Source organism: Plantactinospora sp. B5E13 (assembly GCF_039871775.1).
Classification (GTDB): domain Bacteria; phylum Actinomycetota; class Actinomycetes; order Mycobacteriales; family Micromonosporaceae; genus Plantactinospora.
Genome location: NZ_JBDPLT010000037.1, coordinates 21,467 through 47,418, shown reverse-complemented (window position 1 = coordinate 47,418; position 25,952 = coordinate 21,467). Strand labels below are relative to the sequence as shown.

Below are 25,952 nucleotides of genomic sequence, written 5' to 3'. Positions count from 1 at the left end.
GCCCGGGGGGCCGGCCGGGGTGCCGTCCGGCCACCCGGCTTCGTCCGCCGGGTCGGTCGGCCGGTCCGGGCGTCGCTTCCGGGCCCTGGCACAAGCTTCCGGTCCGGGCGTCGCTTTCCGGCCCTGGAACAAGCTTCCGGACCCCGGAACAACAGGTGCCCCGGGGGTGCGGCGCTGGACGTGCGCCCCCGGGGCATCCTCGGACGGTTCGTACCGCCGCTGTCCCTTACTGGAACAGGCTGGTGTTCTTCTTCTCGGTGCTCAGGTAGTCCTGCGCGGACTCGTCGAGCGCCATCTTGATGTCGCGCAGCATGCTGGACAGCTCCTGCTGCGACTGGCGCCACTTGGCCTGGCGCACCTGGTACGCCTGCTGCGCCTCACCCTCCCAGGTGGAGACGAGCGGCGCCGCGTCGCTCTCCAGCTGGTCGAGCTGCGAGTCGAGCGTGTTGATCGCCTTCTGGATGTCCGCGCTTGCCTGCTGCAACGCGGGGAATTGGACGACAAGTACGCCGTCATTCATCGGAATCATCCCTCCCCAGTGAGATCAGAGCGGCAGCGTGATGCCGGAGTTGGTGGCGGACATCCGGCTGGACGCCTCGCTGTCCGACGCGTCGTACTGCTGGCCGGACGTACGGATCGCGCCCGCGGTTTCGCGAAGCGCACGGTGCATCTGTTCCTGGTGCTGCGCCCACTGCTGCTTGACCTGCTCGAACGAGCGGCCACCAGCACCGCGCCACGCGCTGTTCAGCACCTCGAGCTGGTTCATCAGACCGCTGAGCATGCTCTGCAGCGACTGGTCCACCTGCTCGAACTTCTGGGCGGTCTGCTGCATCACTGCGGCTTCTGCCTGCGTCTGGGACACCCCCGACGTCACCCCGCTCCCTTGACTCGTTTCCTCTTCCGAGGAGTCCACTGCGGACCCTCCGGCTCATGCCCACCCGGTCCGGCGTCCGGCCCGGGCACGGCACTCAGTTCTGTAGCTGACGGTAGCGGGCGGGAGCAACTCTTGGGTACCCCTTCGGGCCCACCGGGTGAACAACCCGTGCCGTCACGCTGCTCGATCCCGCCGACATCGTCGCTGAACAGCCTATTCGAGCACCATCGTTTATTGCTGCCCCGGCGTGTTACGGGCCGCCTCCGGGTTCAGCGCGGGACCGGTCGGCACCAGCGAAACCAGACTCGCCGGCATCCGCACCGGCCGGACACCGCCGTACCCCAGACTGCCCAGCACGTCCGCGTTCGCCACCGCGTGCCGCTGTCCCAGGTCGGTGACGACCGAGATGGCGCCACCGGTCGCGCCCGGCGAGGCGGCCGCCTCGACCACCACACCGCTGCCCGGCGTCACCAGGACGTGGTCGGCGAGTCCGGCGCCCTGCGGCGACCGGGCGGTGGTCTCGGTCGTGTTCGCCAGGTCCGGCAGATCGGCACCGACCCTGACCTGCTTGACCCCGCTGTCGTCCTGGACGTCGGCACAGACCACGCTGCTCTCCGACGCCACGATCTTCGGAATCGTGGCCGGTGGCGCGCCCTCGTCGGGCGGGAGCAGGTCGTCGGACTTGGTGGTGTTCGCGTACGTGCCCTGGGACATCCGCTCCGGGTCACCCTGCTGCCCGAGCCCGGCGACCAGCAGGCTGGACTGCAGCTCGGTGATGGTGGCCAGACCGTCGGCCTTGACCACCATGTACTGCCGGACACCACCCGGCGGCTCGACGTAGAAGACGTCCCCGACCCGGGCGTCCGCCACCACCTGGGACGGCTGACCGGCGCCGGCGACCGACACCTGGGCCAGGTCCGCCCCGGCGGGCAACGCGTTGAGCAGGGCCGGCGCCACCGGCACCTGCCGGTGGCCGTTCAGGCCGAGCGCACTGACGACCAACTGCTTGTCCCGGATCAGGTGCCGGCGGTTGTGCCAGACGAGATAGAGGGATCCACTGGGGTGCAGGGCCAGCAGGGCGTCGTCGCCCATCGGCGTACCGCCGGGCGCGGTCCTGCCGATCAGTAGCGCCGACTGTGCCGCCTGGGCGCCGGACCGCGGCCCGGAGCAGACCGTCCACTCCTTCGTGATCAGCCGGTTCCGGGGAGCGAGCGAGTCGGGGGCGTTGGGGATGCCGACCGGGGCACCCCGGGTCGCGCCCTCCAACGACTTGCGCGACACCGACACCGTCTTGGCCTGGCTGCCCTTGCCGACGATCAGCAGTGCGGAGGTGTAGTTGACCACCGGCCGCAGTTTGCCGTCGAGGTAGACGTACTGGGCGCCCGACTCCTTCTCGACGATGACCACGTTCGGTTCTTTCCACTTGGTGGCCCCACCGCCGACGAACAGGCCGTACAGCACGGCGCCACCGACCGCGATCAGCGCGACCAGCATGCTGGCCAGGGTGGCACCGGCCGCCCGCCGGAACGGCGACTGCGCGGGATCAGTCTCGCGCATCACCAGCGCGCCCACCACCCGCTGGACCATGAACTGGTACGAGTGCAACTGGTCCTGCCGTGACGGCATGCGGGCCCCCTCTCCGGTTGTCCGGCCCATACGATAGGCCCCTGAGCGAATCGCGGGGGGCACGCCCACCGGCGACGCCCATCCAGGGGAGGCTATCGCGGTGACGGTAACTGCGGCAGACAACAGGACCCGGCCGGCCGGCGGCAACCGGCTGGACCGGTCGGCACCGGCACCGCTACCGGCGGCGTCCACTCCGACCCGGTCCGGCCCGCTCGGCGTACGGGCCGGGCAGATCGTCACGTTGCAGGTCGCGGCGGCCCTGGTCATCGCCGCTGTCGGCCACGGGGCGCTGGCGGTCACCGGTGCTGTCCTGGTCGCCCTCGTCCTGGTGCTGCTGACCTGGATCCGGCTGCGCCGCCGCTGGCTGTTCGAGTGGATCGGCATCGGTCTGCGCTACTCCGGCCGCCAGCGCACCCTCCGGGCGTCGGCTCCGCCGGAGGCACTGCTCGACCTGGTCAGTCCCGGTGCCACGGTGGTCCCCGCCGAACTGGCCGGGGACGCCGCCGCCATCGTCAGTGACGCCTACGGCCTGACCGCCGTACTGGAGCTCGGCGACCAGGTCGGGATGCTGACCGACACCCCGCAGACGCTGCTCTCTCCGGCCAGCCTGCTGCCGGCGGCCAGCCCGGAGACCCCGCCGACCCGGATCCAGCTGCTGATCGCCGGGGCGCCCGCACCGACGCTGAGCGCCGGCGGAGGCACCCCGGCGAACTCGTACCGGCAGCTCACCGACGGACGGCTCCTCGGCCACGAGCGGGTCCTGCTGGCGGTCCGGGTGCTGCGCGCCGACGGCTGGTCCGACGAGGACCTGCGACGCGCCCTGTCCAGCGCGGTCCGCAAGGTGAGTCGCCGGCTCAAGCCGGTGCCGAGCCGGGCGCTGGGCGAACGGGCGGCACTCGACGTACTCGCCGAACTGTCCCACCACGACGGCGTGCAGGCCGGCCGGGAGAGCTGGCAGGGCGTGCAGCTCGGTGGTCTGGTGCAGACCACCTTCCGGCTGCGCCGCTGGCCCGACCTGCGGACCGAGACCGGACGCCGGTTCATTCCCCAGCTGATGGCCCTGCCGGCCACCGCGACCACGGTCTCGGTCAGCGCCGGCCCGTGGGTGGGCGGCGGCTCCGAGACGGTCCGGGTGGACGTGACGGTACGACTCGCCGCCACCACCGCCCCGGCGTTGGCGACCGCCGTCCAGGGGCTGCGTCGGCTGCTCCAGACCCAGCACGCCCGCGCCCGCCGGCTGGACGGGGAACAGCTCGACGGCGTCGCCGCCACCCTGCCGCTGGGTGTGCTCGGGGCCGGGCCGATGGCGACGAACCCGGACACCACGATGGCGGCGTCCGCTGTGGACGCCCTGGAGCTGCCGATCGGTCTGGCCGGCCTGATGATCGGTGCCAACCGGCACGGGTCGGCGGTGCTCGCCCGGCTGTTCCGCGCCGAGACCACCCGGGTGGTGCTGATCGGCGGGGTACGCGCCGCGCAGCTCATCGCGTTGCGGGCGATGGCGCTCGGTGCCCGGATCGTCGTGCAGACCGCCCGGCCGCGGGCCTGGGAGCCGTTCGTCCGGGGAGCCAGCGGACCGGGGTCGCCGATCGCGCTGATCCCGCCGGGGCGGCCGGTCGGCGGCCCGCCCGGCAGTCAACTCCAGCCACTGCTGGTCGTCGTCGACGTCGGGCCGGTCGCCGCCGACTCCCAGCCCGGGCCGGGCTGGCAGGCCAGTCTGGTGGTACGCGACGAACTGGCCCCGGTCGACGTGGACGCGGTGTCCCGGGCCGACCTGGTGGTGCTGCAACCGCTACGGCCGCACGAGGCCCAGTTGGCCGGTCTGGCGCTCGGGCTCGGCGACTCGGCGAGCTGGTTGACCCGGATCCAGGCCGACATGGTCGGGGTGATCAACCGGCGGGTGCTGCGCTGGGCGCTGCTCTCCGCCACCCCGATCGAACAGCAGCTCATCGGCCCACCCTCCCGGTTCTGAGCCGGTACGGGCCCGGGTCGCGTGACCTGCCGTTCTACCGCTCCCTGCCCAGACTGCTCTACCGGCCCGGCGACGAGCCACCGGAGGCCGGAGAGCCGGACGAGCGTGGCCGCGACTGGCTCGTACTGTGCACCACACGGGGTGCCCCGGCGGCGAGTCGAACCGCGCCCGGACGGACGGACCAGCCATTCGACCGACTCGTCCGATAGGGGGATTTCGTGACACCATCGCCCGCATGGATTTTCTGAAGGGTCCTCTGATCCGGCTGGTCAGCACCGCCGTGGCCTTCTGGCTGGCGACGCTGATCATCCCGGGCATCACCCTGGACACCGACTCGATCTCCGGCGCGGTCGGCACGCTGCTCCTGGTGGCGGTCATCTTCGGCGTCGTCAACGCGATCCTGCAGCCGATCATCAAGACCCTCGGCTGCGGCCTGTACGTGCTGACCCTGGGCCTGATCGCGCTGGTGGTGAACGCGCTGCTGTTCATGCTCACCGGGTGGATCGCCGGGCAGCTCGGGCTGCCGTTCGAGGTGGACGGGTTCTGGCCGGCGGCGGTGCTCGGCGCGCTCTTCGTCAGCCTGGTCACCTGGCTGCTCGGCCTGGTCCTCGACCGCGACTGATCCACCGGGCCGCCCGGCGGATTGGCGTGGCCAGCGCCGAGCCGCCGGGCGCCGACCACTGGTCGGGAATTGGCCCGGGGCGGCCGGGCAGGTCGACGTTACCGTCGCTGACGTGCTGAACCTGACCCGCGACGACGGTTACCAACTCTGCGACGACCCGGGCCGGCTCGACGTCGACCGGGTGCACCACTGGCTCGCCACCGACGCGTACTGGGCGATCGGCCGGCCGCGGGACGTGACGCTCAGGGCGGTCGAGGGATCCCGGGTGTACGGGGTGTACCGCCCCGGCGACGGCGTCCAGGTGGCGTTCGGCCGGGTGGTCACCGACGGCGCCACCTTCGCCTGGCTCTGCGACGTCTACGTGGACCGGGCAGAGCGGGGGCGTGGGCTGGCCCGCTGGTTGGTCGGCACGGCCCGGGACGAGTTGACCGGGCTGGGGCTGCGCCGGATCCTGCTCGCCACCAACGACGCGCACGGGGTGTACGCGCCGCTCGGCTTCCAACCGCTGGTCAACCCCGAGCGGTGGATGGAGTGTTTCCCCCAGCAGGTGACACCCCTCACCGGAAAGGGCTCCAATCCCACCGAGCCCCTTACGGTGGACCGGTGAACCAGGCACGACGCGGCTATCTCTACGGGCTCGGGGCGTACACCCTGTGGGGGTTCTTCCCGCTCTACATCCGGCTGCTCAAGCCGGCCGGCCCGATCGAGATCCTGGCCCACCGGGTCGTCTGGTCGGTGCTCTTCGTCGCCCTGCTGCTGGCCGCCGCCCGCAACTGGCGCTTCCTGCTCGGCCTGCGCCGCCGGCCGGCCGCGTTCGCCGGCATCGTGCTCGCCGCCGCCCTGATCGGGATCAACTGGGGCACCTACATCTACGGCGTCAACTCCGAGCGAGTGGTGGAGACCGCACTCGGCTACTTCATCAACCCGCTGGTCGTGGTCCTGCTCGGGGTTTTCGCCCTCGGTGAGCGGCTGCGGGCCGCACAGTGGGCCGCGCTCGGCATCGGCGGCGGCGCGGTCGTGGTGCTGACCGTCGACTACGGCCGGCCGCCGTACCTGGCGTTGACCCTGGCCGCGAGCTTCGGCGGATACAGCCTGGTGAAGAAGCGGCTCGGGCTGCCGGCCGCCGAGGGGATGTTCGTCGAGTCGGCCGTCCTGGCGCTGCCCGCGCTCGGCTACCTCGGCTGGCTGGTCTGGCACGCCGAGTCCACCTTCGGGCACGTCTCGGCCGGGCACACCGTACTGCTGATGCTGGCCGGGGCGGCGACCGCGATCCCGCTGCTGCTCTTCGCCGGGGCGGCGAACCGGCTCACCCTGACCTCGCTCGGGATCCTGCAGTACCTCGCCCCGGTCATCCAGCTGATCTTCGGCGTACTCGTCTTCCACGAGCCGATGCCACCGGCCCGGCTGGCCGGCTTCGCCCTGGTCTGGCTCGCCCTGGTGGTCTTCACGGTGGACGGGATCCGGCAGGTCCGGCGGTCCCGCGCCGCGCTGCTCGCCGCCACCCCGGAGCCGGCCGCCGCCACCGCCGCCCGCTGACCCGGCCGGCTCCGGTCCGCGCCGCTACCGCACCGGCGGGTGGACCATCCAGACGTTCGGCTCCCAGTACGACCCGACGCCGGTCTCCCGGTCGATCGACACCGGGGCCAGGCACTCCGGGAAGACGTAGTCGCCGGAGTCCGGGAAGACCAGCCCGGTCCAGGACTCCCAGTCGGCGATCGGGGCGGTGATCCCGAACGACTCCGGCAGCGGGCCGGCGACCCGGGCACCGAGCCGCTCATGCACCCGCATCCACGGGTCGAGCAGTTGCCCGTCCTCGCGACGCCACTGGACGTACCGCTCGATCGGGGTGAGCGGGTAGCGCTCCTTCCAGGAGGGGCGGACCGGTGCGACCAGGTGGGTGAGCCCCTGCCGCTGCGCGATGGTCCGCATCCCGGCCAGCAGTTCGGCCGCCAGACCACGGCTGCGGTTGCCGCGCGGGATTTCGGCGGCCAGCGCGCAGAGGGTGTTCACCGGCACGCCGGACCGGCGCTCGGCGAAGATCAGTTCAAGCGCCGGGTCGAAGCCGGCCGGCAACGTGCTGTCGTCGCCGTCCCAGCCGAACGGCCCGGTGTGCCCCTCGGCCAGCACCTCGTCGGTCTCGTCGTCGTGCAGCACGAACTGGAAGTCGGCGAGCTCCTTGTCGAGATGGTCCCAGTACACGTCGGCCACGTTGCCGTGCATGTTGTACTCCGGCCACACCTCCCGGGAGTTGATCCCACGCGCCCAGAGGTCCGGCCGCTCCACGGCGGTGTACATCCTGATCATCACATTCTCCCAGCTGAACCACGTCCACGACCCGGACCGGGCCGCAGATGCAGGTGTCTACCGGGCGCCGAGTCGACCGGTCAACCGGATAACCGCCACCGGGACGCTCAGCGCCGGTCGAGGCCGGCCGCGGAGCGGCTGCCCAGGCTGTCGTACAGCTCCTCGAGGCGGGCGGTCTGGGTGGCCAGGTCGAAGTGCGCCACCACGTGCCGGCGGGCCTGCTCGCCCAGCCGGGTCCGCAACTCGTCGTCGGCGAGCAGCCGCCGGAGGTTGGCGGCCAACGCCGGCCGGTCCCCCTCCGGCCCGAGCAGGCCGGTCTCCTCGTGCCGCACCGCCTCCGGAATCCCGCTGTGGTACGTCGACACGACCGGCACGCCGAGGCTCGCCGCCTCCAGGATCGTCGTCGGCAGTCCCTCCGACTCGCCGTTCGGTGCGGTCTTCGAGGGCGAGACGAAGATCTTCGACTCGGTCATGTGGCGGCGTACCTCCGCCGGGGTCTGGGCGCCGAGGAAGGTGGCGTCCAGCCCGAGCGCGGCGGCCCGCTCCCGGATCGGCTGCTCCAGCGGCCCGGTGCCGACGAACAACAGCCGGGGTCGGGGTACGTCGAGCCGGGCCGCCGCCTCGACCAGGTCGTCGATGCCCTTCTTCGCCACGAACCGGCCGACGAAGAGCAGGTCCCACCGCTTCGCCGTCGGTGCCGGTGGTGGCGGGACCGGAACGCCGGTGTGGTGTACCCGTACCTTCGCCGGGTCGGCGCCGAGCGCGACCGCCCGCTCCCGGATGTGTCCGGAGACGGCGAGGACGACGCTGGCCCGGTCGAACATCTGCCGCAGGTTCCGCCGGTAGCGGGCACCCCGCCAGCCGGGCTCGCCGGGCAGCCGGGTCACGTCGTACCCGTGCAGGGTGACCACCAGCGGCACGCCGAGCCGGCCGGCGGATCCGCTGACCAGCCAGCCGTCGTTGCCGAAGTGGGCGTGCACCACGGCGGGACGCAGCGCGGCCAGCCGGTGCCGCAGTCGCGGCGACTCACCGGTCAGCTTGAGCTGGAGAAAAGCCCCCCGGTCCCGCACCCGGTCCGGGTAGACGAGAACGTCGCTGTCGGCGGCGACCGCCGAGTCGACCCGGACCGCGCCCAGGTAGACCGGGCGCCACCGGGTCAACGCGGCACCGTGGTTGCGGACGAAGGTCTCGGAGCCGGCGAGCAGGTGACTCCGCCAGATCACCAGGGTCCGGTCAGCGGACATCACGCTCCGCTCCGCCCACCGGACGCCAGTCACCCGCCCTCGGTTCCGTGCCGGCGGTCGAGGTGCCGACCGCGGCGGTCTCCCCGGCGGTGCGACGACGGTCGAGCACCAGGTCCCGCAGGGTACGCCGCAGCTGCGGCGGGATCATCCAGATCTGCGCGAAGGTCAGGTAGTCGATGAGCCCCGGGCGGCCGTGCCGGCGGGCCTCGCCGAGCAGGGTCCGGAACGCCTTCGGGCTGCGGGTCGGCGCCGCCATCGAACTGATCACGCTCATCGTGAGCGCAGCGTACGCCTTCGGCGTCAGCAGTGGCCGGGTGCGGCGCAGCCACTCCAGCTGGTGCTCCCAGGAGAGTCCGTCGCTGATCCGTGGCCGGTTCTCGTCCTGGTACCAGACGACCAGCGGTTCGGCGGCGATGACCAGGTCGACGTCGGGGTGGCTGAGCGCCCGCAGCGTCCAGTCGAGTTCCTGCAGACGCCGCAGTCCGACGGTGAACGGCACCCGGCGCAGCAGCTCGGTCGGGGCCAGGATCGTCGAGGTCTGGATGAAGCCGTCGCCGTGGAACAGGCCGCGCCGGACCGTCAGGTACTCGCTCAGCGGCTCGTCGGCGGCCGGCAGCCGACGCGGGATGACAAACTCGGCCCGCGGCGTACGGTTGACCAGTCGGCTGGCCACGATCGGCGTCGGCACCCGGGCGCCCTTGGCGAGTTCGAGCTGCACAGCGAGCTTCTCCGGCAGCCACTCGTCGTCGTCGTCGAGCAGCGCCGTCCACGGCGCCCGCGCCTCGGCCACGCCCACGTTGCGGGCGTTCGGCGCGCCCTGCGACTCGGGCAGTTCGACCACCCGCACCCGGGGGTCGTCGAGGGCCACCAGTGCCGCCCGGGTCAGGTCGTCGGGTCCGTCGACCACGACGATGACCTCGATGTCGTCGACGGTCTGGGCGAGCACGCTGCGGACCGCACGGGTCACCAGCTCCGGCCGGGACCGGGTGGGGATCACCACGCTGACGGTGGGTGTAGCGGACATGAAGACCTGCCAACTCCGACATGAATTCGAGGGGTGCATTTCCTGACCGGCCCCGTACGACGACCGGCGCAGTCCGTTACGCGTCGAGAGAGAGGGCTGCGTAATGCTGCCGAAACACTATTGGCCGGCCGCGACGTGAAGGTTGATTCTGTGCGGCGAATAGCCGTACATCGCGGAAGCAGAAGCCTGCCGGAGGGTGTCCATTCGGTGACGTGAGCGGCGCTGGGCTGCGGATATTGTCCACAGCGAACATGTCGCCCGGACGACCGGTGCACGGCTCCACGATGACGTGTCGGAGTTGTCCGCCGGACCGGCGCACCCGGGTTCACCGCTCAATGGGTTGCCGTACACTCGCCGGAGATTTCGGTCGGTATCCCGGGAATCGGAGAATCATGGGAACCAATGACGGTACGGCGGCGGTGCGCGGCGCCCGTGGCCGCGTCGTCATGCTCGTCGACAACGGTGTGGAGGGCGACTCCCGGGTCCAGAAGACCGCCCGTTCGGCGGCCGAGGCCGGTTGGGACGTGACACTGCTCGGCTGCTCCCCGACCGACCGGGAACAGCGCTGGCAGCTCGGCCCGGCGCTGGTCCGGCTGCTGCCGATGCCCGGCGCCCGCCCGGCCCCCGCCACCACCCCGACGAGCGACGGCCCGACGAGCGACGGCGTCCCGGCCGGTGGGGCGGCGGCCAGCCGGCCGGTTCGGCGTACGCCGCGCGAGTGGCTGCTCGCCCGGGGCGGCCTGCCGCTGCGGGCCGCCCGGCTGGCCCGTCGACCGCTGGAACACGCCCAGGTCCGGCTCTGGCGGGCGGTGCAGGGGGACGGGGCGTGGCGGCGCCTCGAACCGGGGCTGTGGAACTACGAGCGGGCCTTCGGCCCGGTCGTCGACGCCCTCGCCCCGGACCTGATCCACGCCCACGACTTCCGGATGCTCGGTGTCGGCGCCCGGGCGCGGGAGCGGGCCCGGGGCGCGGGCCGGCCGGTCCGGCTGGTCTGGGACGCCCACGAGTTCCTGCCGGGGGCGCGGCCCCGCCGGGACAACGCCCGCTGGCTCCCCGCCCACCTCGGCTACGAACGCGAGTACGCCCCGTACGCCGACGCGGTGGTGACCGTCTCCGAGGGCCTCGCCGACCTCCTGCACCGGGAGTACCACCTGCCCGCCCGCCCCGGCGTCATCCTCAACGCCCCCGCCGTCGACGGCGAGGGTGACCCGTCCACCGGCGAGCCGACCGGGGATGAGCCGGGGGCGGCGGCACCGGACCTGCGGCGGCTCTGCGGGCTCGACGGATCCACCCCACTGCTGGTCTACGCCGGTTCGGCGGCGGTCCAACGCGGCCTGGACACCGTCGTCGAGGCGCTGCCCCGACTGGGCGGGGTGCACCTGGCCCTGGTCGTCGGCGACCCGCAGGCGCCGTACGTCCGCCAGCTGACCGCCGCCGCCGGCCGGCTCGGCGTCGCGGACCGGGTACACGTCCAGCGGTACGTGTCGCCGTGGCAGGTGGTGCCGTTCCTCTCCTCCGCCGACGTCGGGCTGATCCCGCTGCACCACTGGCCCAACCACGAGATCGCCCTGATCACCAAGTTCTTCGAGTACGCGCACGCCCGACTGCCGATCGTGGTCAGCGACGTACGGACGATGGCGGAGACGGTCCGGGCCACCGGCCAGGGTGAGGTCTTCCGGGCCCGGGACGTGGCCGACCTGGTCCGGGCGGTCCGAGCGGTGCTCGCCGACCCGGGGCGCTACCGGGCGGCCTACGACGGGCCGGACTCGCCGCTGCCCGGCTGGACCTGGGCGGCCCAGGCCCGCCGGCTCGACACGCTCTACCGCGACCTGCTCGCGACGGAGCCGGTCACGCCGACGCCCGCCGGGCAGGCGAACCTCCGATGAGGACACCGGACGTCAGCGTCGTGGTGGCGGTCTACAACACCATGCCGTACCTGACCCGCTGCCTGGAATCGCTGGTGGGGCAGACGATCGGTCTGGACCGGCTGCAGGTCGTCGCGGTCGACGACGGGTCGACCGACCGCGGCGGCCGGGAACTCGACCGGTTCGCCGCCCGCTACCCGGACGTCTTCACCGTCATCCACCAGGAGAACTCCGGCGGCCCGGCCCGCCCGTTCAACCGGGGACTCGACGCCGCCACCGGCCGGTACGTCTTCTTCGTCGGCGCCGACGACCACCTCGGCCCGGAAGCGTTGGCACGGTTGGTGACCGCCGCCGACGAGTACGGCTCGGACGTCGTGCTCGGCAAGGTCGTCGGGGTCAACAGCCGGCACATCTACCAGGACATCTTCGCCCGTAACGAGCCCGACCTCAGCCTCTTCGACTCTCCGCTGCCGCGGTCGCTGGCCAACACCAAGCTGTTCCGTCGGGAGCTGCTGGACCGGCACGGCATCCGCTACCGGGAGGACCTGCGGATCGCCAGCGACCTGCCGTTCACCCTGGAGGCCTGCTACCGGGCCAACCGCATCTCGGTCCTCGCCGACTACGAGTTCTACTACGCGGTACGCCGGTTCAGCGCCACCAACATCACCTACCTGAGTCGGCACCTCGATCGGTTGGGCACCGTCGAGACCCTGATGGAGTTCATCGCCGACCTGATCGGTCCGGGCAGCCAGCGGGACGCGGTGATGGCCCGCCGGTTCGACCACGAGATCGCCCGACTCGTCGAGGACGACCTGCTCCGCCTGGACCGGGACACCCAGCAGGCCATCCACACCCGGATCGGGCGACTGGTCGGGGCGTACCTCACCGACGACATCAACCAGCAGCTCGGCGCGGAGACCCGGATCCGGCTGGCGCTGACCCGGGACGGCCAGCTCGACGACCTGCTCGCGGTGATCCGGCAGGACGCCGAGGTCGGCGTGCCGTCGACGGTGGTCGAGGGGGACCGCCGGTACGCGGCGTACCCCGGTTTCCGGGATCCGGCGCGGGGCCTGCCGGACAGCTGCTTCGAGGTGACCGCCGTGCCGGAGTGGCCGGCGAAACTCGACGTCACCCAACTGGGCTGGGAGAGCGACGAGCGGGGCGAGCGGGTGCTGACGCTGCACGCGTACACCCCGCTGCCGGAACTGGCGACCGGCGGGACCGGCGGTCTGACGGTGAGCGCCGAGGAGATCCCGGCGCAGACCGTGGTCACCGCCGGCGGCCCGGCCGGCACCCGGCTACGGATCCGGTTCCGCGCCGCGGACCTGCTCGACGGCACCGGCCCGACCGGACGGCGACGGATCGTCTCCGCCCAGATCGGCACCTTCGACCCGGCGCGGGCGCTCGGCGCGAACAGCGCGAACGGTGCCGGCGGCGCCGCCGCGCTGCGGGCGACCCGGCTCGCCGGGGCGGTACCGCTGGTACGCCGACGCGGCGCCCGTCTCTACGTGCTGACCCCGGTCCGGGACGAGTCCGGCCGGCTGATGATCTCCGTCGTGCCGGTGACCCCCGGCCGGGTCACCGCCCGGCTCAACCAAAAGCTCCGCCATACGCTCCGCCGCCGCTGACCGGCGTGCGTGCCGACGGACGGCGCCCGACGTCGTCGGTCCGATCAGCGGACGGAAACCCGCTGGTCAACCGCTCCGGTCCGGGGTAGAAAACCGGGTGACCACCTGGACCCTGACCCCGGAAGCCGTCGACACTCCCGACGCGACCCGACTGCGCCGCGACTACTACGCCGACGTGGCCGGCAGCTACTGGCTGCGGCCCGCCACCGAGGCCGAGGTCGAGCAGGGCCTGGCCGGTGACGACGCCCCACTGCTCACCCCGCCGACCGGCCAGTTCGTCGTCGGCCGGTACGCCGGCCAACCCGCCGCCTGCGGCGGGTTCCTGATGCTGGACGCCGAACGCGCCGAACTGACCCGGGTCTACGTCCGTCCCGCCTTCCGCGGCCGGGGCGGCGGTGCGCTGCTGCTGGCGGTGCTGGAGGAGCAGGCCCGACTCGCCGGTGCCCGCCGGATGGTGCTCAACACCCGACTCGACCTGACCGACGCCCGCGCCCTCTACCTCCGGCACGGCTACGTCGAGATCCCGGCCTACCGCACCGGCCCCTACGTCGAGGTCTGCTACGGCCGCGAACTCAGCGGCGCCCCGGCCCGGTAGTCCGTCCGCTGACCGTGCCCGAGCCAGCTGTCCCGTCCGCTGACCGTGCCCGAGCCAGCCTGTTCCGTCCGCTGACCGTGCCCGAGCCAGCTGTCCCGTCCGCTGACCGTGCCCCGGCAGGACCGGAGGTCCCGGCCCGGGACGGGACCTTGGTCCCGGACACAGGGGCGCTGCGCCCCGGGTGCCACGGCGTCGACCGGCGGAGAGTAGGTGGTGTCAGAACGACGGTGACCCGGAGGCAACGATGACCACCCGACACAGCACCCACCCCCCGACCGACACGGTGTCGACCCCGCTGGAGCGGGCCGTCTCCCCCGGCGCGATGCTCAGCCACACCGGCGCCCGGGCCCTCGCCGTGCTCCGCATCTCGACCGGCTTCGTCTTCCTCTGGGCCTTCCTCGACAAGACGTTCGGCCTCGGCTACTCGACCCCGGCCGCGAAGGCGTGGATCAACGGCGGATCACCGACCAAGGGCTTCCTCGCCTCGGTCTCGGTCGGACCGTTCGAGTCGGTCGCGCACGCCGTCGCCGGCACCTGGTGGGCCAACACGCTGTTCATGGTCGGCATGCTCGCGGTCGGCGTCGCGCTGATCGCCGGCATCGGGCTGCGGGTCGCCGCCGTCTCCGGCGCGCTGATCATGGTGCTGATGTGGTTCGCCGAGTTCCCGCTCGCCCAGCACACCAGCACCGGCGAGCCGACCGGCTCCACCAACCCGCTGGTCGACTACCACATCGTCTACGCGGTCGCGGCGATCGTCCTCGCCGCGACGTACTCCGGACACACCTGGGGACTGGGTCGAGTGTGGGCGCGACTGCCCTTCGTACAGCGGCACCGCTGGATGATCTGAACACGGCCGGGCCGCCCAGGTGGCCGGCCCGCGACTCCCCAGCCGCTTCGGCGGACCGCAACCCCCCGCGGTCCGCCGAAACTCTGTGTTCGGCCAGTTCGCCGGCTCAGCCGAGCGCGGTGGCGAGTTCGTCGTACGTCGGGGCGAGCCGGTGCAGCGTGTCGGCCGTAGAGGCCGGGGCACCGGCCATCACGTCGTACTGGAGGCTGCCGACCATGACAGCCGGGTGGCGGCCCCGAACTCGCCGGGCAGCAGCAACTCCGGATCGTCCACCGGAGCAGCCCGGTCCCTTCCCCAGGGGCGAGGTCGACCCGCTGGTACGACGTCCCGGCTAGGGCACGTCGTAGGCGAGCAGCGGGGTGTTGTCGTACCGGAGCAGTTCCAGCCGGACCAGTTCGGAGCGGGTGAACCGGGTCACCCCGGTGAAGGTGGCGTCGTCGCCGGGGGCGGCGAGCCAGGAGCCGACCTGCTCGGTCTCGCCGTTCGGTCCGTGCGCCACCAGCCGGAAGGTGTACGCCTTCGTGTAGTCGGCCGTCTCGGCGTACTGGCAGCGCATCGTCACCACGGTGCCCCACCGGGTCCCGTCGAAGCCGATCTCGGCGGTGACCGGAACCCCGCCCCGCACCGGTTCCATCGCCACCATCCGCACCTCGACGCCGGTGCCGGAGCCACCGCCGGTCAGCGGCCCGGCCGCACCGAACCCGGCCAGCGCGGCCAGTGCGGCTGCGGCCGCCACCACCCCGGCGACCCGGAACCGGGTGAGACGTCGGTCCCGACGGCGCCGCTCCCGGGCCGCGTCGAGCAGCTTCGGCAGCTGCTCCTCCTGGTTCGGCGGGGTGGCGATCCGGTCGAGGTTGGCCGGGTCCAACCGACCCAGCAACCCCGGCAGGACGGCGATCTCGGCGACCGCCTCCCGGCAGGGCGGGCAGACGGCGAGATGCCGTTCGTAGGCGGCGCGTTCGGTGGGCGAGAGGGCACCGAGCACGTACGCGCCATCGTCATGGGCGTGTTCGCACCGCATCACCCGGTCACCCCCATCTCGGCCAGTATCAAACGTAGAGATCGCAGCGCGTAGTGCGTCCGCGACTTGACGGTGCCGGGCGGGATGCCCAGCCGGGCGGCCGCCTCGGTCACCGAACGGCCCTGGTAGAAGCACTCCACCAGCACCTCCCGGTGCGACGCGGAGAGTCGGTTGAGCGCCTCCGCGACCGTCCAGGCCTCCACCGCGCGGTCGGCCTCGTCGACCACCGGCGGCGGCTCGGGAAGATCGTCGGTGACCACCTCGCCGACCCGGGAGCCGCGTTTGCGCCAGGCGTCGATGGCGAGGTTGCGGGCGATGGTGAACAGCCAGGCCCGGACCGGGCCACGGCCGGGGTCCATCGCCTCCGGATGGCGCCAGGCCCGGAGCAGGGTCTCCTGCACCAGGTCCTCGGCCCGCTGGCGGTCACCGTTCATCAGCCGCAGCGCGTGCCCGAGCAGCGCCTCGGCGTGCTCGGAGTGCATGGCGCGCAGCAACTCCGCGTCCTGGTCGCCGATGGTGTCACCTCGCCTCCGCGCCGCCCGGCAGAACCGGCCCCGGCTGTTGTGCCCCGAACCGACGCCGGCCCGGGCACAACCCGCCCCCGCCCGTTCCCACGGACCCTACGGCCGAGCGGTTCAACACCGAACGGCCGAACCTGCGCGGACTGGGACCTTGTTCACTTCCGCTTCACCCGCGGGCCGGGCTGCGATCACGCCGCCCTCCTAGCGTCCGGCTGACATCCGCCCGCGTTTCCCCGACTCCGGCCGGGTGGATTCCCCCCGATCAGCAGAGAGGCTCGAAAACGATGAGCGAGAGACCCCGCCTGCTTCCCCTGCTCGGCCCGGCCGGCCACGGCAGCCGCAGCGCCATGACCTGCATGTACCGCTGCGGCAACGCCTGCGACCACCCGGTGCCGAACGAGTCGGACAACCCGTACTTCGGGGACGTCGTGAACGGTGAGGTGACCCGGCGGGGCGTGGTCCGGGCCGGCGCGGTCGGTGCCCTGGTGCTCGGCTTCGGCGGTGCCGCCGCCGGCGCGCTGGCCGGCTCGCCCGCGCTGGCCGCCCCCGGCAACGCCACCCCGGGCGGCGCCACCCCGGGCGGCGCCATCCCGGTGGTGCCGGAGGTGGACAGCTTCACCCCGTCCCGGCACGGCTCCGGCAACGGGGCGCTCACCTTCAAGCCGATCCCGCCGAACAAGCTCGACACCCTGGTCGTGCCGAACGGGTACGACCACTCGGTGGTGATCCGCTGGGGTGACCCGGTGCTGCCCGGCGCACCCCGCCTCGACGTGCACCGGCAGAGCCCGTCCCGGCAGTCGCAGCAGTTCGGCTACAACAACGACTTCGTCGGCGTACTGCCGCTGGACCGTCGGGGCGAGCGGGCGCTGCTGGTGGTGAACCACGAGTACACCAACGAGAACCTGATGTTCCCGAACTTCACCACCTTCGACGCGATGAGCGTCGAGCAGATCCGGACCGCGATGGCGGCGCACGGGCTCAGCGTGGTGGAGCTGGAGCGGGTCGACGACACCGGGCAGTGGAAGCCGGTCCGGAAGGGCCGACTGCCGTACAACCGGCGGATCACCGCGCACGAGACGCGCTTCGGATTCACCGGCCCGGCAGCCGGCTCGGCGTGGCTGCGGACCAAGGCCGACCCGCAGGGCCGGACCGCGATCGGCACCCTGAACAACTGCGCCGGCGGGATCACCCCGTGGGGCACGGTCCTGTCCGGTGAGGAGAACTTCAACCAGTACTTCGTCGGCGGCGACGGCGTCCCGGAGACACTGAAGCCGAAGCTGGCCCGGTACGGGATCAGCACCACCGCCCGGTACCCCGCCGACAGCCGGAAGTGGGAGCGGGCCGACGAGCGCTTCGACCTGGCGAAGCACCCGAACGAGGCGCACCGGTTCGGCTGGATCGTCGAGGTCGACCCGTTCGACCCGGAGAGCACCCCGCGCAAGCACACCGCGCTGGGCCGGTTCAAGCACGAGGGCGCGAACGTCATCGTGGCGCGCGACGGGCACGTCGTGGCGTACATGGGCGACGACGAGCGGTTCGACTACCTGTACAAGTTCGTCTCGGACCGCAAGTTCATGAAGGGCGACTCCCGGGCCGCCCGACAGAACAACCTGAGCCTGCTCGAGTCCGGCACCCTGTACGTCGCCAAACTCGACCAGACCAGCGCCGACGAGATCGACGGTTCGGGCAAGGTGCCGGCCGACGGCGCCTTCAACGGCCGCGGCAGGTGGATCAAGCTGGTCCGGGGCAGCACGTCGTACGTCCCGGGGATGACCGCGGCGGACGTGCTCACCTTCACCCGGCTCGCCGGTGACGCGGTCGGGGCCACCAAGATGGACCGCCCGGAGGACGTCGAGCCGAGCCACCTGACCGGCAAGGTGTACGTGGCGCTGACCAACAACACCAACCGGGGTGTCGGCAGCAACCCGAAGCCGGACGAGGCGAACCCGCGGACCAACAACAAGCACGGGCACGTGCTGGAGCTGGTCGAGGACCGGGGCGACAACACCGCGGAGACGTTCGCCTGGTCGGTGCCGATCGTCTGCGGCGACCCGACCGACCCGTCGACGTTCTTCGCCGGCTACGACAAGACGAAGGTGTCGCCGATCTCGTGCCCGGACAACGTGGCGTTCGACGGCTCCGGCAACCTCTGGATCTCCACCGACGGCAACGCGTTGGGCAGCAACGACGGGCTCTTCGCCACCGCGGTCGAGGGTCCGGAGCGCGGCCACCTGAAGCAGTTCCTCACCGTGCCGGTCGGTGCCGAGACGTGCGGACCGTTCATCACCACGGACAACCGTTCGGTCTTCGTGGCGGTCCAGCACCCGGGTGAGATCACCGGCGCCTCGCTGGAGAACCCCGCCTCGAACTGGCCGGACGGGGACTTCGCCAAGCCGGGCGTGGTGGTCACCTGGCGGCTCGACGGCGGTGTGGTCGGCAGCTGACCCACCCCGACCCGTACCTCCGGCCTCCGGTCACCCCGTCGCGGCGGGTGGCCGGAGGCCGTTGTCGTACCCGGATCCGGCCCACTCCGGTCGCGCCGGCCGGTGCCCGGGTTCGAGGCCCGGTGCCGGGTCGTGACCGGCCGCCGGCGGGTCAGAGCTCGGTGGCGAGGCCGTCGGCGACGGCGCGGGCCACCGCGAGCAGCTTCGCCCGGACCACCCGGGCCGAGGTCATCATCTCGGCCGCCGGTAGCGCGCAGGCCAACACCGTCCGCCGCTCCATGTCCTTGTCCGGCGCCACCAGTACGGCCGCACAGGCGACCCCGGACCGGAACTGGCCCAGCTCCAGCTGCATCCCCCGGCGTTCCCCGGCGGCCAGGTCGGCCTCGAAGGCGTCGGCGGCGGTCAGGGTCTGCTGGGTGAACGGCCGCATCCCGTACTCCCGCAGGTAGCGGAACCGCTGTTCGGGGGTGAGGGTGGCGAGCAGCGCCTTGCCGAGCGCGGTCGCGTGGGCGCCCTCGTCGAAGCCGGGCACCAGGTCCTCCAGGTACGGCGACCGGGGCCCTTCGGCGAGTGCGGTGACCGCCACCTGCCCGCCGACGAACCGACCCAGGTAGTGGCTGTACCCGGTCTCCGAGGCGGCCCGCCGGAGCGACTCGCCGACCGCCGGTGGCCCCCGGAACGCGGTCACCAGTTCGCGGTACCGGTCGGCCACCTCCAATCCGACGATGTACGTGCCGTCCTCGCGTCTGATCACGTAGCCCTCGTACGCGAGTGTGCGCACCAGGTGGTACGTGGTCGCGACCGTCAACTCGCAACGCCGGGCAATCTGCTTCACGGTCAGACCCTTCGGTGCCCGTCCGACCGCCTCAAGCACGCGCAGGGCGCGCGACACGCTGCGGATCAGGTCCGAAGGTTCCGCCAAGGGGTCGCGCACAACCACCTCCGCCGCCGGGGACTTACAGAATATGAAAAACCGGGCGCCAACGAAATGCCCGTTCGGATCGAGGATGCCAGATCTACAGCGACCGTGCGTGCACCGACCGACACGATCGGTTCATACGGGCGGCTCGCGTAGGCTCGTCGCAAATGGCCGAATTACCTCTCACTTCTCCGCCTCCCGCCCCCTTCGCCCACCCCACCCGCACCGTCCTCGGCGCCACCGCCACCACCATCGCCTGCGTCCTGCCGGTCTTCCTGGTCGGTGGGCTCGCCGTACAACTCGGTGCCGAACTCAGGTTCTCGCCGGCCGGGCTCGGCCTCGCCGTCGCCGTCTACTTCGGCGTCAGCGCGCTCGCCTCCGTCCCGTCCGGCGCCCTCGTCGAGCGGTACGGCCCGGTCCTGGTCGCCCGGGCCGGCATCCTGCTCGCCGCGACCACCACCCTCGCGATCGCCGTCCTGGCCCGCTCCTACGCCACCCTGGTCGGCCTGCTCGCGATCGGCGCCGGCGCGAACGCGCTCGGCCAACTCGCCAGCAACACGGCACTGGCCCGGGGCGTACCGCCCGGCCGGCAGGGCCTCTCCTTCGGCATCAAACAGTCCGCCATCCCGACCGCCACCCTGCTCGCCGGTGCCGCCGTACCAGCCGTGGCGCTGACCGTCGGCTGGCGCTGGGCGTTTGTCCTGGCCGCCGGGCTGGCCGTGGCCACCCTGCCGCTGGTACCCGTCGACCGGAGGCCGGTCGCCCGGGCGACCCGGCAGCGGGGCGGTCGGCCCACCGGGGCGCTGGTCCTCCTCGGCGCCGCCGCCACCCTCGCCGCCGCCTCCGCCAACGCCCTCGGCACCTTTGTCGTCGACTCGGCGGTGGCCCGGGGCCTCTCCCCCGCGGTCGCCGGCCTGGTGCTCACCCTCGGCGGCGCGCTCTGCCTGCTCGGCCGGGTCGGCACCGGCTGGTGGGCCGACCGCCGCGCCGGCGGCCACGTCGCGGTCATCGCCGGCATGCTGGTCGTCGGCGCCGGCGGGCTGGCCCTGCTCACCCTCGCCGGAACCGTGCCGCTCGTCGTCGGCGTCACCCTCGGCTTCGGCATCGGCTGGGCCTGGCCCGGACTGCTGAACTTCGCGGTGGTCCGGCTCCACCCGCAGGCACCGGCCGCCGCCACCTCGATCACCCAGACCGGGGTGTACGCCGGCGGCTGCCTCGGCCCGCTCGGGCTCGGCACGATCGCCGGCCACCTCGACTACCCGACGATGTGGCTCACCGCCGCGGCGGCGATGCTGCTGGCCGCCACCCTCATGCTGCTCGGCCGGCGAACGGGAGGGAGGGTCAATACACCTCCTGCGTCACCACCGCCCGGCTGAAGTCACCCGCCCGGAACGCCTCGGTGGGGATCGAGAAGTACAGCGTCGGGATCTCGGACGGACCGTCGCAGAGCTTCAACAGATGGGTGTGGTCGTCCTGCCAGCTCCCGACCGAGCCGAGTTCGCCGACCGGCCACCCGAACGTCGAGGCGCCCGACGCCTCGCCCAGCTCCGGACAGGAGGTGTAGAACTCCTCGATCGCGTCGGCCACCGCGACCGGGTGTTCGTCGCCGAAGTCGATGCGCTGTACCGCCTCGCCCCACACGTCCGGCATGGTCAGCAGCGGTACCGCGCGGATCGGCACCCGGTCGAAGAGGGCGGCGTCCCCCGCCGGGGTCGGCACCGGCACGGCCCGCGCCGGGTCGGCCGGCACGACCCGCAGCCAGCGCGGATCGTCGAAGTCCATCCCCGGCGGGTACGGCACACCCTTCGCCGGTTCGAGCCCGAAGATGTTCAGCAGCCCGACCCGTCGGGGCAGGTGTTCGCCGAGCCAGTCCGCCAACGCGTCGGTGTCCAGCACGGCGAGCAGGCTCAACGGGAAGCCGTCGTACTCCGGCCACGGGGCGCCCGGGTCGAGCAGCGCCGGCCCGCCGAACGCGCACCGACCGGTGGTGTTGTCGCCGGTCGCCGGCCGCAGGTCGAATCCGGGCCGGGCCAGCGCGGCCAGCCGTACGCCCGCCGGTTCGCCGAACCGTGCGACGCAGGCGTTCCGGAGCCGGTCCAGTGCGCTTCGGAGATCCACGCCGACATCCCAGCACGGCGCTCCCGCCCCGGCGTCGGCAGGGGGCCCGTCCTCACACCTCAGCTGGTGCGGTCGGCCATGTAGTCACAGAGGCTTTCCAGGGCCCGCCGTGGGGCACCGTCCGGCAGCGGGGCGAGCCGGGCGCGGGCTTCCTCGGTGTAGCTGCGGACCGTCTCCCAGGAGCGTTTCATCGCCGGCGACTCCCGCAGCAGGCCGAGCGCCTCGGCGTGCAGCGCGTCGTCGGTGACCGGGCCCTGGGCGAGGATCTCCCGCAGCCGCACCGAGGCGGCGTCGCCGTCGTCGGCGGCGAGCGCGTACAACACCGGCAGGGTGGGCACCCCCTCCCGCAGGTCGGTGCCGGGGGTCTTGCCCGACTGCACCGACTCGGAGGCGATGTCCAGCAGGTCGTCGGAGAGCTGGAAGGCCATGCCGATGGTCTCGCCGTACCCGGCCAGCGCCTCGGTGTACGCCGCCGGGGCGCCGCCGAACATGCCGCCGAAGCGTACCGAGGTGGCGATCAGCGAGCCGGTCTTCTCGGCGATGACGTCCAGGTAGTGCGCGACCGGGTCGACGCCGGCCCGCGGCCCGACCGTCTCGGCGATCTGGCCGTGCACCAGCCGGGCGAAGGCCCGGGCCTGCAACCGGACCGCCTCGGTGCCGAGATCGGCGGCGATGTCCGCGGCCCGGGCGAAGAGGAAGTCGCCGACCAGGATCGCGACGGAGTTCGTCCACCGCGAGTTGGCGCTCGGCGTGCCCCGCCGCACCGCGGCCTCGTCCATCACGTCGTCGTGGTAGAGGGTCGCCAGGTGGGTGAGCTCCATCACCACCGCCGCCGGCACCACCTGGGCGGCGTCCGGATCCCCGAACTGCGCGCCGAGCGCGACCAGCAGCGGCCGGAACCGCTTGCCGCCGGCGTCCAGCAGATGCCGGGCGGCCTCGGTCACCAACGGGTCGGCGCTGGTGACATTGGCGCGCAGCGAGGTCTCCACCGCACCGAGCACCCGGGTCACCGAAGCCTCGACCTGTGCGTCGACGAGGTCGATCCCGAGCGCCGTCAAACCGTCAGCCGTTCCCCCCACGCCCTCAACCATGCCACACGGTTCGGCGATCACCTGGTGCGGGGATGCCGGCGGTGACGTCGCGGGCGCGGGGGAACCGGTCATCGACCCACGAACTCCGCGGCGCCGTTGGCAAGGTCCAGCAGCGGCGCCGGGGCGACCCCGAGCACCAGGGTGGCGAGCACACCGATCATCAGCGCCGCGGTGGTCAGCCCGCCCGGCAGCGAGACGGTCGGGGTGTTGTCACCCGGCTCGGAGAGCCACATCATCACGACCACCCGCAGGTACGGGAAGGCGAGGATCATGCTGGTCAGCACACCGGCGATCACCAGCCAGGACTGTCCGGCGTCCAGCGCCGCCCCGAACACCGCGAACTTGCTGGTGAAGCCGCTGGTCAGCGGAATACCGGCGAAGGCCAGCAGGACAAAGGTGAACAGGCCGGCGTAGAGCGGCGAGCGGCGGCCCAGCCCGGCCCACCGGGACAGGTGGGTGGCCTCGCCGTCGGCGTCCCGGACCAGGGTCACCACACCGAACGCGGCGAGCACCGAGAAGCCGTACGCGACCAGGTAGAACATCGTGCTGGATAGCCCGTCCCGGGACAGCGCCAGAACGCCGACCAGCAGGTAGCCGGCGTTCGCCACCGACGAGTACGCGAGCAACCGCTTGATGTCGGTCTGGGTGACCGCCAGCACCGCGCCGACCAGCATGGTCAGTACGGCGATCACGCCGAGGATCGGCTTGAAGTCCCAGTTCGCGCCGAAGAACGCGACGTAGAGGACCCGGAGCAGACCGCCGAACGCGGCGACCTTGGTGCAGGCCGCCATGAAGGCGGTGATCGGGGTCGGCGCGCCCTGGTAGACGTCCGGGGTCCAGACGTGGAACGGCGCCGCCGCGATCTTGAACAGCAGGCCGATGGCGAGCAGCGACAGCCCGGCGAGCAGCAGGATCGGGCTGGCCGACGAGTTGCCGACCGCGTCCCGGATGGTCTGGAAGTCGACCCCGCCGCCCTGGTTGCCGGACCCGACCGTGTAGCCGTAGACCAGCGCCATGCCGAACAGGAAGAACGCCGAGGCGTACGAGCCGAGCAGGAAGTACTTCAGCGCCGCCTCCTGGCTCAGCAGCCGCCGGCGGCGGGCCAGCGCGCAGAGCAGGTAGAGCGGCAGCGAGAACGCCTCCAGGGCGATGAACATCGTCAGCAGGTCGTTCGCCGCGACGAAGAGCAGCATGCCGGAGACGGCGAACAGGGTCAGCGGGTAGACCTCGGTCAGCCCGCCCTCCTTTTCGGCCTGCCGGCTGTCCTCCGGCGACCCGACGGTGACCGCGGCGTGCGCCACGAAGGCACCGCCCCGCTGCACCGTACGTTCCCCGATGAGCAGCAGCGAGATGCCGGCCAGCACCAGGATCGCGCCCTGCAGGAAGAGCGTCGGCCCGTCGACCGCGACCGCGCCGCCGATGGTGACCTGCCGCTTGTCGGCGTTCAGTACCACCATCACCACCGCGGCGACCACGGCGAGCAGGCCGAGGACAAGCTGCACCAGATGCCGCCGGGCCCGCGGGACGAACGCCTCGACGAGGACGCCGAGCAGGGACGCCCCGAAGAGGATCAGCATCGGCGCGAGTGCCGCGTAGTCGATCGCCGGAAGCTTGAAGTCCATTATCGGACCTTCCTTACGTTCGCGACTGGGAGCCGTACGACAGCACCCGACGTGCGGAGGCGGCTCACCGGTGTGCCTCCTGGACGGTGCCCACGGTCGGAGCCGGGTCCTGGGTGTTGAGGTCCTGCTCCATGGTGGCCTGGACGGCGGGGTTGATGACGTCGGTGACCGGCTTCGGGTAGAAGCCGAGGACCAGCAGGAGCGCGATCAGCGGGGCGACCACGACCTTCTCCCGTACCGACAGGTCCCGGCGCATCCCCTCGACCCCGGTCAACGCCGGGTTCAGGGTGCCCTGGGTGGTGCGCTGCACCATCCACAGCACGTACGCGGCGGCCAGGATGATGCCGGCGGTGGCGATGATCGCCACCGGCTTGTTCACCGTGTACGTCCCGATCAGCACCAGGAACTCGGAGACAAACGGCGCCGTACCGGGCAGCGCCAGCGAGGCGAGACCGGCGAAGAAGAACACCCCGGCCAGCACCGGGACGAGCTTGCCCGCACCACCGAAGTCGCTGATCAGCGCGGACCCGCGCCGGGCGACCAGCATGCCGACCACCAGGAAGAGCAGGCCGGTGGCCAGACCGTGGTTGACCATGTAGAGGACCGCGCCGCTGCCGGCCTGGCTGGTGAAGGCGAAGATGCCGACGCCGATGAACCCGAAGTGCGCGATCGAGGTGTACGACACCAGCCGCTTCAGGTCGTTCTGGCCGACCGCGAGCAGTGCCGCGTAGATGATCCCGACCAGCGCCAGGGCGATCGCCCACGGGGCGAACCACTTCGACGCCTCGGGGAACAGCGGCAGGCAGTACCGCAGGATGCCGAAGGTGCCGACCTTGTCCATCACGCCGACCAGCAGCGCGGCCGAGCCGGCCGGGGCGGCGCCACCGGCGTCCGGCAGCCAGGTGTGGAACGGGAAGAACGGCGCCTTGATCGCGAACGCCACGAAGAAGCCGAGGAAGAGCCAGCGCTCGGTGCCGGTGGAGATGTCGATCTGGGTCAGCGCCTGCCAGTCGAAGGTCTTGCCCCCGACCGCCCAGAGGCCGATCACCGCGGCCAGCATGAACAGACCGCCGACCAGCGAGTAGAGGAAGAACTTCACTGCGGCGTACTGGCGCTGGTGGCCGCCGTAGCTGCCGATGAGGAAGTACATCGGCACCAGCATGACCTCGAAGAACACGTAGAACAGGAAGACGTCGGCGGCGGCGAAGACGCCGATCATCGTGCTCTCCAGGAAGAGCAGCAGCGCGAAGTAGACCGGAACCGACCGCTTCAGGTTGTCCGCGTCGTGCCAGGAGGCCAGGATCACCAGCGGTACGAGCAGCGCGATCAGCGCCAGCATCACCAGGGCGATGCCGTCCGCGGCGAAGGTGAAGTTCACCCCCCAGCGCGGAATCCAGGAGTACGACTCGCGCAACTGCATCCGGTCGCCGCCGGCGTCGAACGCGAACCACATGAAGACCGCGAGCACCAGGACGGCGAGCGACCAGCCGAGCGCGATGCGCTTGGCGAGTTCACCCCGGCTGGCCGGCAGGAACACCAGCACCAGACCGCCGACCAGCGGTGCGACGGTGAGCACCGAGAGGAAGGGGAAGTCGGACATTATTCGGCCTTACCT

23 protein-coding genes are annotated in these 25,952 nt (G+C 72.1%); 10 read left to right on the top strand and 13 right to left on the bottom strand.

Annotated elements, in window-relative coordinates:
* Positions 1 to 226: 226 nt before the first annotated feature.
* The 3 genes from ABGB05_RS26740 to eccB form a co-directional block, all read right to left on the bottom strand.
* Positions 227 to 520 carry a WXG100 family type VII secretion target gene (locus tag ABGB05_RS26740; RefSeq protein ID WP_347656540.1) on the bottom strand — a complete coding sequence of 98 codons (294 nt, stop codon included), beginning with the start codon at positions 518 to 520 and terminating at the stop codon, positions 227 to 229.
* Positions 521 to 544: 24 nt separating this feature from the next.
* Positions 545 to 862 carry a WXG100 family type VII secretion target gene (locus tag ABGB05_RS26735; RefSeq protein ID WP_347656539.1) on the bottom strand — a complete coding sequence of 106 codons (318 nt, stop codon included), beginning with the start codon at positions 860 to 862 and terminating at the stop codon, positions 545 to 547.
* Between the two features lie 243 nt (positions 863 to 1,105).
* Positions 1,106 to 2,500 (bottom strand): type VII secretion protein EccB, encoded by a 1,395-nt coding sequence (gene eccB / locus ABGB05_RS26730; RefSeq protein ID WP_347656538.1) that lies wholly within the window; start codon positions 2,498 to 2,500, stop codon positions 1,106 to 1,108.
* Between the two features lie 100 nt (positions 2,501 to 2,600).
* Between eccB and eccE the strand changes: the two genes are divergently transcribed.
* The 4 genes from eccE (at position 2,601) to rarD (ending at position 6,630) form a co-directional block, all read left to right on the top strand.
* Positions 2,601 to 4,472, top strand: coding sequence for a type VII secretion protein EccE (eccE, locus tag ABGB05_RS26725; RefSeq protein ID WP_347656537.1), 1,872 nt, complete (start codon positions 2,601 to 2,603; stop codon positions 4,470 to 4,472).
* Between the two features lie 235 nt (positions 4,473 to 4,707).
* Complete coding sequence (locus ABGB05_RS26720; protein ID WP_347656536.1) at positions 4,708 to 5,094, top strand: phage holin family protein; 387 nt, start codon at positions 4,708 to 4,710, stop codon at positions 5,092 to 5,094.
* 112 nt (positions 5,095 to 5,206) lie between these two features.
* Positions 5,207 to 5,701, top strand: coding sequence for a GNAT family N-acetyltransferase (locus ABGB05_RS26715; protein ID WP_347656535.1), 495 nt, complete (start codon positions 5,207 to 5,209; stop codon positions 5,699 to 5,701).
* Positions 5,698 to 6,630, top strand: coding sequence for an EamA family transporter RarD (rarD, locus tag ABGB05_RS26710; protein ID WP_347656534.1), 933 nt, complete (start codon positions 5,698 to 5,700; stop codon positions 6,628 to 6,630). Before ABGB05_RS26715 ends, rarD begins: the two co-directional genes overlap by 4 nt.
* A 24-nt stretch (positions 6,631 to 6,654) precedes the next feature.
* Here the strand turns inward: rarD and ABGB05_RS26705 are convergent, their stop codons facing one another.
* From ABGB05_RS26705 to ABGB05_RS26695, 3 genes are all read right to left on the bottom strand, one after another.
* Positions 6,655 to 7,398: a hypothetical protein gene (locus tag ABGB05_RS26705; RefSeq protein WP_347656533.1), complete on the bottom strand. Its 744-nt coding sequence runs from the start codon at positions 7,396 to 7,398 to the stop codon at positions 6,655 to 6,657.
* A gap of 107 nt (positions 7,399 to 7,505) precedes the next feature.
* Complete coding sequence (locus ABGB05_RS26700) at positions 7,506 to 8,642, bottom strand: glycosyltransferase (protein WP_347656532.1); 1,137 nt, start codon at positions 8,640 to 8,642, stop codon at positions 7,506 to 7,508.
* Positions 8,632 to 9,666 (bottom strand): glycosyltransferase family 2 protein, encoded by a 1,035-nt coding sequence (locus ABGB05_RS26695; RefSeq protein ID WP_347656531.1) that lies wholly within the window; start codon positions 9,664 to 9,666, stop codon positions 8,632 to 8,634. Before ABGB05_RS26695 ends, ABGB05_RS26700 begins: the two co-directional genes overlap by 11 nt.
* A gap of 392 nt (positions 9,667 to 10,058) precedes the next feature.
* On the opposite strand from ABGB05_RS26695, the gene ABGB05_RS26690 reads away from it, so the two are divergent.
* From ABGB05_RS26690 to ABGB05_RS26675, 4 genes are all read left to right on the top strand, one after another.
* Positions 10,059 to 11,552 carry a glycosyltransferase family 4 protein gene (locus tag ABGB05_RS26690; protein WP_347656529.1) on the top strand — a complete coding sequence of 498 codons (1,494 nt, stop codon included), beginning with the start codon at positions 10,059 to 10,061 and terminating at the stop codon, positions 11,550 to 11,552.
* Positions 11,549 to 13,159 carry a glycosyltransferase gene (locus ABGB05_RS26685; protein ID WP_347656527.1) on the top strand — a complete coding sequence of 537 codons (1,611 nt, stop codon included), beginning with the start codon at positions 11,549 to 11,551 and terminating at the stop codon, positions 13,157 to 13,159. The genes ABGB05_RS26690 and ABGB05_RS26685 overlap by 4 nt, the downstream gene beginning before the upstream one ends.
* Positions 13,160 to 13,256: 97 nt before the next feature.
* Complete coding sequence (locus tag ABGB05_RS26680) at positions 13,257 to 13,754, top strand: GNAT family N-acetyltransferase (RefSeq protein WP_347656525.1); 498 nt, start codon at positions 13,257 to 13,259, stop codon at positions 13,752 to 13,754.
* Positions 13,755 to 13,998: 244 nt separating this feature from the next.
* Positions 13,999 to 14,601 (top strand): DoxX family protein, encoded by a 603-nt coding sequence (locus ABGB05_RS26675; RefSeq protein WP_347656523.1) that lies wholly within the window; start codon positions 13,999 to 14,001, stop codon positions 14,599 to 14,601.
* 331 nt (positions 14,602 to 14,932) lie between these two features.
* Here the strand turns inward: ABGB05_RS26675 and ABGB05_RS26670 are convergent, their stop codons facing one another.
* Both ABGB05_RS26670 and ABGB05_RS26665 read right to left on the bottom strand, forming a co-directional pair.
* The gene (locus ABGB05_RS26670; RefSeq protein WP_347656521.1) at positions 14,933 to 15,625 is read right to left on the bottom strand and encodes a zf-HC2 domain-containing protein; all 693 of its coding nucleotides are present in this window, start codon (positions 15,623 to 15,625) and stop codon (positions 14,933 to 14,935) included.
* On the bottom strand, positions 15,622 to 16,137 hold the full coding sequence (locus tag ABGB05_RS26665) for a sigma-70 family RNA polymerase sigma factor (protein ID WP_347656584.1): 516 nt from the start codon (positions 16,135 to 16,137) through the stop codon (positions 15,622 to 15,624). Before ABGB05_RS26665 ends, ABGB05_RS26670 begins: the two co-directional genes overlap by 4 nt.
* 290 nt (positions 16,138 to 16,427) lie before the next feature.
* Here ABGB05_RS26665 and ABGB05_RS26660 point away from each other — a divergent pair, with 290 nt between their 5' ends.
* Positions 16,428 to 18,587, top strand: coding sequence for a PhoX family phosphatase (locus ABGB05_RS26660; RefSeq protein WP_347656519.1), 2,160 nt, complete (start codon positions 16,428 to 16,430; stop codon positions 18,585 to 18,587).
* A gap of 151 nt (positions 18,588 to 18,738) precedes the next feature.
* Here ABGB05_RS26660 and ABGB05_RS26655 read toward each other — a convergent pair whose 3' ends face one another.
* On the bottom strand, positions 18,739 to 19,521 hold the full coding sequence (locus tag ABGB05_RS26655) for a helix-turn-helix domain-containing protein (RefSeq protein ID WP_347656517.1): 783 nt from the start codon (positions 19,519 to 19,521) through the stop codon (positions 18,739 to 18,741).
* A 152-nt stretch (positions 19,522 to 19,673) separates the two neighbouring features.
* Here ABGB05_RS26655 and ABGB05_RS26650 point away from each other — a divergent pair, with 152 nt between their 5' ends.
* A complete protein-coding gene (locus tag ABGB05_RS26650) occupies positions 19,674 to 20,882 on the top strand; it encodes an MFS transporter (protein ID WP_347656515.1) in 1,209 nt (402 codons plus the stop codon).
* Here the strand turns inward: ABGB05_RS26650 and ABGB05_RS26645 are convergent.
* From ABGB05_RS26645 to ABGB05_RS26630, 4 genes are all read right to left on the bottom strand, one after another.
* Positions 20,848 to 21,624: a DUF1963 domain-containing protein gene (locus ABGB05_RS26645; RefSeq protein WP_347656514.1), complete on the bottom strand. Its 777-nt coding sequence runs from the start codon at positions 21,622 to 21,624 to the stop codon at positions 20,848 to 20,850. The genes ABGB05_RS26650 and ABGB05_RS26645 overlap by 35 nt on opposite strands.
* A 59-nt stretch (positions 21,625 to 21,683) precedes the next feature.
* Positions 21,684 to 22,715, bottom strand: a complete 1,032-nt coding sequence (locus tag ABGB05_RS26640) for a polyprenyl synthetase family protein (protein WP_347656512.1) — start codon at positions 22,713 to 22,715, stop codon at positions 21,684 to 21,686.
* Between the two features lie 68 nt (positions 22,716 to 22,783).
* Positions 22,784 to 24,340 (bottom strand): NADH-quinone oxidoreductase subunit NuoN, encoded by a 1,557-nt coding sequence (nuoN, locus tag ABGB05_RS26635; RefSeq protein ID WP_347656582.1) that lies wholly within the window; start codon positions 24,338 to 24,340, stop codon positions 22,784 to 22,786.
* Positions 24,341 to 24,401: 61 nt separating this feature from the next.
* Positions 24,402 to 25,937: an NADH-quinone oxidoreductase subunit M gene (locus ABGB05_RS26630; protein ID WP_347656510.1), complete on the bottom strand. Its 1,536-nt coding sequence runs from the start codon at positions 25,935 to 25,937 to the stop codon at positions 24,402 to 24,404.
* Positions 25,938 to 25,952 lie beyond the last annotated feature (15 nt).